Origin of the sequence: Anaerotignum sp. MB30-C6 (assembly GCF_030908465.1) — a bacterium.
Lineage (GTDB): Bacteria > Bacillota > Clostridia > Lachnospirales > Anaerotignaceae > Chakrabartyella.
Map to the genome: position 1 here is coordinate 1,333,433 of NZ_CP133078.1, position 12,647 is coordinate 1,346,079.

At 35.2% G+C, this 12,647-nt stretch carries 10 protein-coding genes; 8 read left to right on the forward strand and 2 right to left on the reverse strand.

Annotation, left to right across the window (positions count from 1 at the left end; genetic code table 11):
* Window positions 1-125 precede the first annotated feature (125 nt).
* The gene (locus RBQ60_RS06775) at window positions 126-1,070 is read left to right on the forward strand and encodes a DUF3991 and toprim domain-containing protein (protein ID WP_307885807.1); all 945 of its coding nucleotides are present in this window, start codon (window positions 126-128) and stop codon (window positions 1,068-1,070) included.
* Between the two features lie 92 nt (window positions 1,071-1,162).
* Here RBQ60_RS06775 and RBQ60_RS06780 read toward each other — a convergent pair whose 3' ends face one another.
* Window positions 1,163-1,924 carry an MBL fold metallo-hydrolase gene (locus tag RBQ60_RS06780; RefSeq protein WP_307885808.1) on the reverse strand — a complete coding sequence of 254 codons (762 nt, stop codon included), beginning with the start codon at window positions 1,922-1,924 and terminating at the stop codon, window positions 1,163-1,165.
* Between the two features lie 175 nt (window positions 1,925-2,099).
* Between RBQ60_RS06780 and RBQ60_RS06785 the strand changes: the two genes are divergently transcribed.
* Both RBQ60_RS06785 and RBQ60_RS06790 read left to right on the forward strand, forming a co-directional pair.
* Window positions 2,100-3,911 (forward strand): VirD4-like conjugal transfer protein, CD1115 family, encoded by a 1,812-nt coding sequence (locus RBQ60_RS06785; protein ID WP_307885809.1) that lies wholly within the window; start codon window positions 2,100-2,102, stop codon window positions 3,909-3,911.
* A 12-nt stretch (window positions 3,912-3,923) separates the two neighbouring features.
* On the forward strand, window positions 3,924-4,181 hold the full coding sequence (locus RBQ60_RS06790; protein WP_307885810.1) for a helix-turn-helix domain-containing protein: 258 nt from the start codon (window positions 3,924-3,926) through the stop codon (window positions 4,179-4,181).
* 398 nt (window positions 4,182-4,579) lie between these two features.
* Here RBQ60_RS06790 and RBQ60_RS06795 read toward each other — a convergent pair whose 3' ends face one another.
* Window positions 4,580-5,173, reverse strand: a complete 594-nt coding sequence (locus RBQ60_RS06795) for a TetR/AcrR family transcriptional regulator (protein WP_307885811.1) — start codon at window positions 5,171-5,173, stop codon at window positions 4,580-4,582.
* Between the two features lie 305 nt (window positions 5,174-5,478).
* On the opposite strand from RBQ60_RS06795, the gene RBQ60_RS06800 reads away from it, so the two are divergent.
* From RBQ60_RS06800 to RBQ60_RS15425, 5 genes are all read left to right on the forward strand, one after another.
* Complete coding sequence (locus tag RBQ60_RS06800; protein ID WP_307885812.1) at window positions 5,479-6,633, forward strand: alpha/beta hydrolase family protein; 1,155 nt, start codon at window positions 5,479-5,481, stop codon at window positions 6,631-6,633.
* A gap of 121 nt (window positions 6,634-6,754) precedes the next feature.
* Window positions 6,755-7,552, forward strand: a complete 798-nt coding sequence (locus tag RBQ60_RS06805; protein ID WP_307885813.1) for an EFR1 family ferrodoxin — start codon at window positions 6,755-6,757, stop codon at window positions 7,550-7,552.
* 89 nt (window positions 7,553-7,641) lie between these two features.
* Window positions 7,642-8,865: an efflux RND transporter periplasmic adaptor subunit gene (locus RBQ60_RS06810; RefSeq protein ID WP_307885814.1), complete on the forward strand. Its 1,224-nt coding sequence runs from the start codon at window positions 7,642-7,644 to the stop codon at window positions 8,863-8,865.
* A gap of 87 nt (window positions 8,866-8,952) precedes the next feature.
* The gene (locus RBQ60_RS06815; RefSeq protein ID WP_307885815.1) at window positions 8,953-12,042 is read left to right on the forward strand and encodes an efflux RND transporter permease subunit; all 3,090 of its coding nucleotides are present in this window, start codon (window positions 8,953-8,955) and stop codon (window positions 12,040-12,042) included.
* 216 nt (window positions 12,043-12,258) lie between these two features.
* Window positions 12,259-12,372, forward strand: a complete 114-nt coding sequence (locus RBQ60_RS15425) for a hypothetical protein (RefSeq protein ID WP_442871375.1) — start codon at window positions 12,259-12,261, stop codon at window positions 12,370-12,372.
* Window positions 12,373-12,647: the final 275 nt, after the last annotated feature.

Genomic DNA, 12,647 nt, shown 5'->3' on the forward strand with positions numbered 1-12,647 from the left:
AAAAATACTTATTCTAGTTCCAATGCACTTGAAAAACAGAATCAAAAACCAAACATGAAAGGCTATCACGTTAAAAGGATAGCCTTTCATCGTAAAGTTGGTAAAAAATCATAAGGAGGTCTTTTATGGGTAAATACATTTATTTTACTGAGGAAGAAAAACGGCAAGCAAATAACGTTGACCTTGAATATTTTCTACGTCAACAAGGTGAAACATTGATTCCATCCGGTAGAGAGAAAAGGTTAAAAAGTGACCACAGCATTACTGTTCGAGGCAATGAATGGTACGATCATGCAACGGAAAAAGGCGGTCTTGCTATCGATTTTGTGCAAAACTTTTACGGCTTATCTTTTCCCGATGCTGTAACCATGCTTCTTGGTGATGAGATGGGTAAAGTTTATCATTGTGCTGAAAAGAAAGAAGAAATTAAAAAGCCATTTAAACTGCCACCACATAGTAAGGACATGCGGAGAACTTTTGCCTATCTCATTAAGCACAGATGTATTGACAAAGATGTAGTTAGTTTTTTCGCCAAAGAAAAGTTACTGTATGAAAGCTATGAAAAGTCTAATGACGGAACAAAAGAATATCACAATGCAATTTTTGTTGGATTAGATGAAAACGGTGTGGCTCGTCATGCTCATAAGCGTGGAATCTATACTAATGGTAAAGGTTTCAAAGGGAATATTGATAGCAGTGATCCTTGTTACAGTTTCCATTTGCGTGGAACAAGTGACAGGCTCTATGTGTTTGAAGCACCCATAGATATGCTGTCTTTTATCAGCCTACATAAAGATAACAATTGGAAACAGCACAGTTATGTTGCCCTCTGTGGACTTTCGGAACAGTCAATGCTTAAGCAGTTGGAGATTAACTCTCAAATGAATAAAGTGGTTCTGTGTTTGGATAATGACAAAGCCGGCATTAATGCGTGTGAGAAATTCAAAAATTTGTTATACGAACAAGGTATAGTTGCTTCTCGTCTATCCCCTGCGCTGAAAGATTTTAACGAAGATTTACAAGAGGGAGTAAAAGAGCAGACACAATGTTATGAAATGAAGATGGCATAAAAATACGCAGAGGGTTAAAACTCTCTGCTTAGAAAAACATTTATTTACTTACGGTGGGGTAAGTGATGCTAGGGAATTTCACATTATCCATCTTACAGCCAGATTGCCCAGTCACCGTAATCATACGTTCCGCTCCCATGATGCAGCATTCCCTCTGCTTTAAGCTTACGAAAAGCATCTCTCATACGTATAATAATTTCAGATCCAATGTCCAGTGTATGATGTGCAGGAAACACCTTTTTAACCGAAAGATCAGAAATCTTTTCAAGAGAACAAAGATAGGCTTCGGGGTCTGTGGACGGATAGTAAGCAAACAAGGTATCCTTATAAACTAAATCTCCTGTAAAGAGATAGCCTTGTTCTGCCTCATAAAAACACATATGTCCAGGTGAATGTCCAGGAGTGTGAATGATTTCAATGCTTCTGCCTCCGAGGTCTATCACCTCGCTCCCGTACAATATTTTTGTGGGCATACCCTGAAAGAACTCATAAGTACTCACGTCATATCCTTCGGGTGGGTCGCAACGATCTAATAACATTTCACGTATAGTGTCCATGGAAAGAGGAAAGCCACCGTTTAGCCAGTCAAGTTCCTCTTCGTGGGCATAAAAACTTGGAAAATATTTATGCCCACCGATATGATCCCAATGTATATGCGTTGCAATTGCGGTTACAGGCTTATTGGTCAATTTTTTTACTTCATCATAAATATTGCAAATACCAAGCCCTGTGTCAATGAGCAAACTACGTTCTATGCCGTTTAGTAAATAACAGTGTGTTTCCTCCCAGTGACGGTATTCGCTGATTATGTATGTATTGTTATCAATTTTATCTATTGAAAACCAGTCTCTCATAATAGCCACTCTTCTTTCTGCTTTAATTTTAAATGCGTAAAATGTAAATCCAACTTATCCACTTGAAAAAAATCTAGCTAAAAGCGAATCAAGATTTTTTTTACTAAACCGATTGTATTACAGTCTGTTTTTTATAATTATACTATTTAAAAATCTAAAAAGAAAGGACCATCCCATGAACGAACAACTTATAATCCTAATATCATCAGCCGCCTTTATGTTCCTTGTCTTAGGCGGTCTTTCTTTAATTGCACACTTCTATACCCTCAACGGAATCAAATCCAAAACCGTTGGTGATGGTCAGCACGGTGTGGCAAGGTTTGCAACTAAAAAAGAAATACCTCAAATTTATCATCCTGTAACCTTTCAAGTTGCTGATTGGAGAAAAGGCGAAAATCTTCCAATGGAGCAAGGCTTGGTTATCGGATCAACAGGAAGAAAAGGAACTGTCACTGCACTTGTAGACACAGATGATGTACACTGCTTGATGATTGGTGCAGCCGGTGTGGGTAAAACCGCATTCTTTCTCTATCCCAATTTGGAGTATGCCTGTGCCAGCGGTATGAGTTTTATAACTACTGATACCAAAGGTGACTTAGCAAGAAATTACGGGACTATCGCAAAAGAAAACTATGGCTATAATATTGCTGTCATTGATCTGCGTAACCCAACGAGAAGTGATGGAAACAACTTATTGCATCTTGTAAATAAGTATATGGACATATATCATGCTGATAATAAAAAATTTTATGCTAAAGCAAAAGCTGAAAAGTATGCAAAGATTATTGCAAAAACAATTGTATCTCCCGATGGGAATAATGCCGGAATGGGACAAAATGCATTTTTCTATGATGCAGCAGAGGGACTTTTGACAGCGGTGATATTGCTCATTGCAGAATACTTACCGCCAACTGAAATTGATGGACAATTAGTAGATAAAAGGCATATTGTTTCTGTGTTCAAAATGGTGCAAGACCTAATGGCACCAAGTCAAGTGAAAGGAAAAAGTCAGTTTCAACTATTAATGGATAAGCTGCCATCAACCCATAAAGCAAAGTGGTTTGCAGGGGCTGCTATTAACTCTGCAGAACAAGCAATGGCATCTGTTCTCTCCACTGTACTTTCAAAGCTCAATGCTTTTTTGGATACAGAGATGGAGCAGATTCTTTGTTTTCATTCTTCTATCGATGCCGAAACTTTCTGTAAAGAAAAGTCGGCAATCTTTCTTATACTTCCAGAGGAAGACAATACAAAATATTTTATGGTGTCATTATTTCTACAGCAGTTCTATCGTGAAATGCTTATGGTGGCGGATGAACACGGTGGCAAACTTCCAAACCGTGTGATGATTTATGCCGATGAGATTGGAACTATTCCCAAAATTGAGTCATTTGAAATGATGCTGTCCGCAGGACGCTCCCGAAGAATTTCTGTTGTTCCTATCATCCAATCTTTTGCACAGCTTGATAAGAATTATGGTAAAGAAGGCTCTGAGATCATCACGGATAACTGTCAGCTGACTATTTTCGGTGGATTTGCTCCTAACTCTGAAACAGCACAGGTGCTTTCTAAATCTTTGGGCAACAGAACGGTAATGACTGGCAGTATCAGTCGAGGGAAAAACGATCCATCGCAATCATTACAGATGATAGAACGTCCGCTTTTAACTGCGGATGAACTGAAATCATTGCTGAAGGGCAGCTTTGTGGTGATGAAGACAGGTGCTCATCCCATGAAAACTAAGCTGAAATTATTTTTAGACTGGGGAATTACTTTTGAAAAGCCGTATCAAATGGAGGAAAACTCTCATCGCAAGGTTTATTATGCAGATAAATATGAGTTGGAACAAAATATTCTAAAGGAAATGGCGGCTGTTGAATTAGCAGACGAAACAGATGATAACCAACATAGAAAAAAAGGAGGTAAGCGGCATAACCATATTGCAGAAGATGAAATTAATCCGAGGCGGAAAGTACTCAGAACATAAGGAGGGGAATCTTTGAGCTTATTTGGAAATTTATATCAAGAAGAACTGCCTTCACGAGCTAAATCAGTGTATATGTATCTGAAAGACCGCAGTAACGCAGATGACCAATGCTGGCCTTCCATCAAAACGATTGCAAAGGATACTTCTATGTCGGTGAGTACTGTGAAAAGAGCCATAGAGGACTTAGTCCGCTATGATCTGCTTACAAAGCAATTTAGATATCGTGAGAATGGCAGTCATACATCTAATCTATATCTTTTAAAAAAATAAGCGGTTAATCATCAAAAAGGCATTGTTTCCGCTAAGGGCATACTATGCCTTTTTTTATGGTCTGAGGTGGAGTTCATGATGGACTGACAAGAAGGAATCGCTTGAAGAATAAATCTAACAGCAGAGAAAGAACAAATTAGTAAGAGTATATCTAGAGGATTTTAGTATCTATGCATGAACTCGATTTGAGAATAGGAGAAAGTACTTACTAAAAAAAGTCAATAAAACAATAAAGGATATCAAAGGTATATGTAATTATGTCAAGGGGAAATGACAAGCAAATAGGGGAAAAGTAGAAAAAGATGTAATAATAATGAGTGAATAGTGAGTAGTAACACCTCACTATTCACTCATTATATTTTTGACCTAAGTTTAGAATATTCGTGCTTAAACGTATCTTACGCAGTTGTTGGAAAAAGATTTTTTATAGTAGTTGAAATAACGTTTATCATGAGATCGGAACTTTCAGGAGAATCATAACGAAGCAAAGAACCGGCACCTGAAAATATAAATTTTAATTTTAGTTCATTTTCAACTGTTGAGGGTATGTCAGTATTTTCTAGAACCTTGGCGGCCAAGGCATTACAAAAATAAAACTGAGCACTTTGGTTAAATGATATATTGTCTTTTGAAAAAAACGGATCACTTTCAAAGACTGGATTATTAAAAGAACCAATAACTAAATTTCTTGAAAATTCATTAGGATTTGTCAAAAAGAGATTTAAGAAATCAATTCGGTCGACAAGTTCTTTGAAATGTTCTTTAAGAGCATGTTGATATAAATCGTAGATATCAGAATAGTGCAAGTAAAAAGTACCTTTATTGATTTCTGCTTTTTTCGCCAATTCTGATACAGTAATTTTATTAACGCCCTTTTTATGGAGCAGCTCTATTAAGGCGTTATAGATTGCACGCCTTGTCTTAATAATTCTTAAATCGATTTTTGATGCATCATCACTGGTTGAATTGAAAATTTTTTTTGAGTTTATCATTGCTAAATCACACTCCGTATATGATTAAAAAAATAATAGACAAATTTTAAATAAAGTTGATTAATAAACAAATTATAATAATTGATTATTGAATAATCAACAAATGTTCAATAAAATAATATCATCAAAGATGTTAAATGTCAAATGAGTGTCCCTATTAGATTGATTAAAAGAATAATATCATTTCATTGCCAGTTGAGTTAGGCAATTGATAAGAGGTAGTAAAAGATATTGCTTGTAAATTAAAGTTTGAACTGGTCTTGATAATAAAGAAACTGGTTCCTTAAGAAAGGAAGAAAAAGTATATGAAAACAAAGCATTGGACTGACATTAAGTTCAGCAAGGATATTTTAACAGATGCTTTAACAAAGCACATTCTTGGGCTCACACAATATGGTATGGCTGACTTTGCAGAAGTAATGGAAGTTATTAGTCAAGTTAAAAAAGGTGATGAAGAGTCGTGGATTAATACTTGGAGTAGTATGGCACAGAAACTCAAAAGCAGGGCTGAATTAGCTGAGAAAAAATCTCAAAAGGTTACAGCTTCTACTGCTTATCTTAGAGCTTCAACTTATTTTCGTGTAGCTACAATGTATTTCGGAAAAATAGATGATCCGCGCATGAAGAATTGTACTATTGAAAGTCACAATTGTTATGAAAAATATCTTGGATTATCGGAATATCCGGGAAAATATGTTGAAATTCCTTATGAGAACACTTATCTTCCGGGACATTATTATCATTCCCCTATTGCAAAAGAAAAAGCACCTTTACTTATAATCACGCCTGGTCGAGACACTTGGGCAGAGGATACTCGCTGGGTTTACGATGGTGCAATTAAAAGAGGTATCAATTGTTTGATATATGATGGACCAGGACAGGGATTTGCATTAAGACTTGGTGGACTTCCTTTTAGACCGGACTGGGAAAATGTCATGAAACCGGTAGTTGATTTTGCATTAACTTTGCCGGGGGTGGATAGAAATAGGATTGGGCTTATGGGACTTAGTTTTGGAGGATTTCTAATTCCGAGAGCAGTGGCTTTTGAAAAAAGAATTAAGTTGTGCATTGTTGATCCTGGAAATATTAACTGGGGCGGAGCAATTGCAGAGAGACTACAGGTGATTAAGAGAACACCAAAAATTTTCCGTCCATCATTTATGAATTTTATGTTACAGGATTATGCATGGAAACAGGGTGTCTCTGAAGATGAAGTGATTGAAGAGTTAAAGAAATATGATAACACATCTATTCTTGATAAAATTACATGCAGAATGCTTGTAATGGATGGGACAAAAGAACCCATGTTTGGGGAGGCAAAGAAGTTTTACGATGCTCTAAAGTGCCCCAAAGATTATATGCTATTCGATGAAGATACTACGGCGCAAGCTCACTGTCAAATGGGGAGCTATGCGACAGGTACAGAATATTTATTTGATTGGATTAGCGATAATTTATAAAAACAATTAATCGCTTACTTGACTAAATTGCTAAAGAGGTAAGAGTAAGGGCTAATGGATAAGATCTATTAGTCCTTGTTAATTGAAATGGCTGAATGAAAGAAAGGAAGAGGAAGATTTTATGGAAAATATTATTTTTTGTTTTTCGGGTACTGGGAATAGCCTTGCAGTTGCACGAGATATAGCTAATCACATTGGAAACACAAAAATTGTATTGATTGCAGATTTGATGAATGAAGAGTTTATTGATTTACCATATGAAAGCATTGGGATTATTTGCCCCGCATACTTTAGCAGTTTGCCACCCATCATTGAGCAATTTGTAAAGAAACTTAATTTTAGTGATGCAGGTTATGTTTATGCTGTAATAACTGCAGGTGCTCTTCATGGAAATTCTTTTAATAGGTTAAGTAGCATTATAGAAGAGCGTGGTGGATGTTTGAATGCAGGATACCCTATGCAGATGCCTGGAAACTACATTGCTATGTACGGCGCATGGCCAGTTTGGCTTCAAAGGTATCTACTAAAGAAAGCGAAAAAAAAATCCTTAAAAATTAGCCGTAGCATTAAAGCAAAGATTTCTAATCGAGCAGTAGTTAAAAGAAATAAAGAACCAAAATCTCTCATCGAAAAAATGGATAATTATGAAAAATTGGCACTTGAATACAGCGTGACTGACAAATGTATAGGTTGTGAAACATGTGTAAAGTTATGTCCTATGAATAATATTAGAATGAATGCTAATAAGCCGATATTTGGAGAAACTTGTGCGCGATGTATGGCTTGTATTCAGTGGTGCCCTACAAAGGCAATTGAATATAAAAATTCAACAAATAGAAAGCATTATACAAATCCTGATATAAAGGCTATTGATTTATTCTCCAAAACAAAAAGTGAGATTTTGAGTAAAGAAACATAATATTTACGAATCAGTAATAATGGTAGTCTATTTAATTAGAAAGTTGAATTGTAGGAACGACATAATAAAAATTTAAAGGAGTGCAAATAATGAACTACATTGCGGTTGTTTTAAGAAAAATTTCAGATAATTTAAGAAAAATGCCGGATATCCTGAAAAAACATAAAAAAGTAATTATTCCTTTAGTAGTGGTTCTCATTGCTATAACTGCTTTATTTAATATAGCTTCGAAGTCGGAAGATATAAATAATTCTGACTTGAGCGAAACAAAAGGTGTATCTGAAAAGGTTAATGTAGAAACATTAAGGGTTAGTAAGGACACGCTAACGGATACAGCTAATTATTCGGGTGTAATTGTACCAAGTTCTACGGTTAATGTACTAAGCACCATAAGCGGAGATGTGAATAAGAAATATTATGAAGTAGGTGAGCGTGTTAACAAAGAAAGTGTTTTGTTTGACATGGATACGGAGGATATTCTAGATAGTGTAAATATTGCTGAAGTAACAGCTGCCAATGCAAAAAATGCAGTTGAAAAAGCAAAAATAGCGTTGAATAACGCTTCCCACGATTACGACGTAAATGCTCAATTATTTGATGCAGGAGTTATAGCTAAAAACACTTTTGATAACATTAAAACTACATATGAACTTGCCAAATTGAGCCTGCAAGATGCTGGAAATGCATATAAAGTGGCTGAAACTCAGTTAAGTATGAACCGTAAAACACTGCAAGATGCTTCAGTAAAAAGTCCAATAAAAGGTGTTGTCCTAGAATCTAATGTCAATGAAAATGCTTTCCTTTCAGCGGGAACGATAGCTTATGTAATCATAAATTTAGATGTTATTAATATTGAAGTAAATGTAACTGAAGATATTATAAATACAATTAGATTAGGCGACTCTGTAGATGTTAAAATTGCATCTGTTTCAGAAGAATATTTTAAGGGGAATGTTATAAGTATTTCTCCGGGTGCAAATTCTGATGGGACTTTTAAAGTTAAAATTGAAGTTTTAAATAGTGACAATCTTCTTAAGAGTGGCATGTTCGCAGAAGTTGATTTCGTGAAAAATTATCTTGAAAATGTACTTACCGTGCCGGTGAATTCGGTTTTATCGGAAAATGGTCAAAATTATGTTTATATAGTTGAAGATGGGATTGCTAAAAAAATGGCAGTAAAGTTGGGATTTGACCATGGCGATAATATTGAGATATTAGAAGGACTTAGTGAAAATATGCTTGTTGTTACAAAAGGGCAACAATATGTCAGCGATGGTTTAGCTGTTGTAGATGTTACTGAAGTGAACCAATAATTGAATTTAAACAAAAGAAAACAATAACAATGGAAGCATTAATGATCTAAAGTCTTTTAAATATATTACAGAGGAGTGAATTATAACATGACTAAGATTTCAATTAAACGTCCTGTTACGACGATGATGATACTCATCGTTGTAATTTTGGCCGGTTTTCTAGGATATAAACTAATGCCTTTAGCATTCATGCCTACCACTGATACGGCAATTGCAGTTGTAAGTACAACATATACAGGTGCAGGTCCTGAAGAGATGGAAAAACTAATTACAAAACCAATAGAAGAGTCAGTTGGAGTACTAGCTGGCATTGATACTATGAGTTCAACATCGGCGGCGGGTTCCTCTATTATTACAATACAATTTGTTGATGGAACAGATATTGATCAAGCTGTAATTGATCTTAGGGAAAAGGTAGATTTAGTTAAACAATCTTTACCAACGGATGCAGATGAGCCAACGATATCAAAGGTAGATACAAATACAGAAACGCTTTCAGTTGGTGTCACTAGTGATATATTGGATGTCAACAGCTTATATGATATGCTTGACCAAAATATTACCGAAAAATTTGAGAGAATTGAAGGTGTTTCTTCAGTAGATATTATAGGTGGAGAAGAAGATGAAGTGCAGATTACCATTAATTCTAGAAAATTAGAGGGGTATGGCATTTCAGTTGCACAAGTTCGTCAAGCGCTTATTGCAGAAAATCAAAACATTCCATCAGGTACCGTATCATATGGAGATACAGATCTGCAGTTAAGGGCAGTAGGTGAATTTAAATCTATTGATGACATAAAAAATATACCTATATTAACTAATAATGGGAATTCTATATACATTAGCGATATAGCACAGGTAAAACTGTCAATTAAAGACAAGTCTACAATGTCAGTAATAGACGGCAAAGAAGGTATTTTATTATCAATAGCAAAAGCATCAGATGCCAATGTTGTAACTGTTAGTGATGAGGTTATAAAAGAAATTAATGAAATAATTAAAGCCTATCCTGAGCTTCAAATAAAATTACTCACAAATACTTCAGAGTACATAAAAACATCTGTTAATAATGTGCTTCAGACAGCGTATACAAGCACAATTATTGCTGTTATAATACTTCTTCTTTTTCTTGGCAATTTTAGAACATCGCTTATAATAGGTGTTTCTATTCCAACCTCAATTTTAATAACATTTGGATTGATGTATATATCAGGTTTAACGATGAACACAATTTCTATGGGTGCTATTGTAATTGGTATTGGTATGCTGGTTGATAGCTCAGTAGTTGTAATAGAGAACATTTCAAAACATTTTGAACTTGGCAAGACACCTAAAAAAGCAGCATACGATGGGACACGAGAAGTTGGTATGGCAATTTTTGCTTCCACATTGACTACAGTTGGATGTTTTCTCCCTTTGGCATTTATTTCAGGTGCAATTGGTCAAGTATTAAAAACTATTTCTTTAACTATATGCTATTCTCTTTCTGCGTCATTAATAATAGCCCTAACATTTGTTCCTATGGCTAGTTCAAAACTTTTAAGGAAAGGTACCGACGAAGATAAAAGGAATACTTTCTCCAAGATACAGGAAGTATGGGTAAAAGGGATTAACAAACTTGATACGGGATATAGAGCACTAATTGAAATTTGTTTAAAAAATAGAATAAAAACAACAGCTGTAATAATAGGAGTATTTATACTATCATTAACCATTGTTCCAGGTATGGGAATGGAGCTATCTCCAGGAAGTGACCAAGGAACTGTAAAAGTAACTGTAGAGATGCCAAGTGGTACAAAATACGTTGAAACAGAAGCAATGGTTTTAGATGTAATAAATAAAATAGGCACAATTCCAGAAGCAGAAAATTCCTATACACAAATTGGAGGGAGTGTCTTAGGGCAGAATTCTGATCCGACAATTTATTTCAATCTTTGTGATAAACAGCAACGTGAAAGAACTACTGATGAAATCATAGATGACATTAAAGGGAAAATTTCAGGTATAGCTGGAGCAAAAATTAAAGTTGAAATGGGTGAAAATGCGAATACAATGGCCGGAGGTAACTATGATTTAAATCTTAATATTACTGGTTCCGATTTAGATACACTTGAGCAAATTGTTGGAGAATTAACAGATCAATTTGCTGAGATACCTGGAGCTATTGAATTTGAAACCTCACAAGATGAAGCGCTTCCAGAAGGAAATATTATTCTTAACAGAAGTAAGGCTGCTAAATATGGTATTACAACAAGTGATGTTGCTAGTGCTGTAAATATGGTTACATCTGGTGTAGTGGCTTCTCAGTATAATATTGATGATACAGAAGTAGATATAAGAATTAAATATGCGGATGAAAAAACGGAGCGTATCAATGATTTAACCAATGTTATGTTGACTACAAATCAGGGAACTAAGATTCCACTTTCAGAAGTAGCAGAAATTTCTACAGATAAAGGTGCTTCAAGCATTACTAGGAGAGATCAACAACGATATATAACGATTTATGGAAAATTTGATGCTGCAATGGACACTGGAACAATTCAAAGTCTTGTAGAAGAAAAGTTAGATGTTTATCAATTTCCAGAAAATTATGGTTATAAATTTACTGGGGAAATGGAAACAATGGGGGATTCACTTGTGGAGATGATTTTAGCACTCATTGTTGCTGTGGTATTGGTTTATGCGATTATGGCATCACAGTTTGAGTCGTTAGTTTATCCGTTTATCATTATGTTTACGATGCCAATGGCAATTACAGGAGGTATATTAGGACTCAAAATAACAGGTAATCCTATTTCGATTATTGCTTTTCTAGGATTTATTATGTTGATAGGTATAGTTGTAAACAATGCGATTGTTTTAATTGATTATGCAAATCAGATGAAAGAGCAACATGGTGTCAGTGCCAACGAAGCGATGTTGATGGCTGGGCCGTCTAGATTGCGTCCTATTTTGATGACAACATTAACAAGTATATTTGGACTCTTACCAATGGCTATTTCAACTGCTTCTGGTACAGAAACACAAAAACCAATTGCAATTACAGTGATGTTTGGCTTAACGCTTTCTCTATTTATTACACTTATATACATTCCTGTTTTATATTCTTTTGTAGATCAGGTTCTTGCAAAATTTAAAAAGTCGTCACAAACAGAATCTGTGGAGGTCTTCTGATTTTAAGTAAATCAACTGGAGAATGCCAGCCAGCTTGCTACAGCACCTCTGGGTGCGAAATGGATACATAAAAGTGACCATGGAAGTGGCAAAGCAGAGTATATCAAGAAGAACTGCCTTTATAGGTAAATACAGGGTATATATGTATTTGAATATCGCATTAACTCAGAGGGAGAATGTAGGCTTTTAATTAAAACTATTGCAAAGGACACTTCTATGTCGGTGAGTACTGTGAAAAGAGCCATAGATGACTTAGCCCGTTATGGTCTGCTTACGAACGAATTTAGATGTCGTGAGAATGGCAGTCATACGTCTAATCTATATCTTTAAAAAAAATAACCGGTTAATCATCCAAAAGGCATAGTTTCCGCTAAGGGTATACTATGCCTTTTCTGTGGTCTGAGGTGGAGTTCATGGTGAACTACCAAGAAGGTATCACCCTAAGATAGATTTAATATCAGAGAAAAAAATAATTTTAGACAGCTTAAGGAGTTAACAAATTTGATATTTATTATAAATTTGGATAATTTTTATAAATTTTCACATGGTTCGACAATGTTTTTAGATAAAATAACTTATATTTATATCATAAACTGTATGAAAAA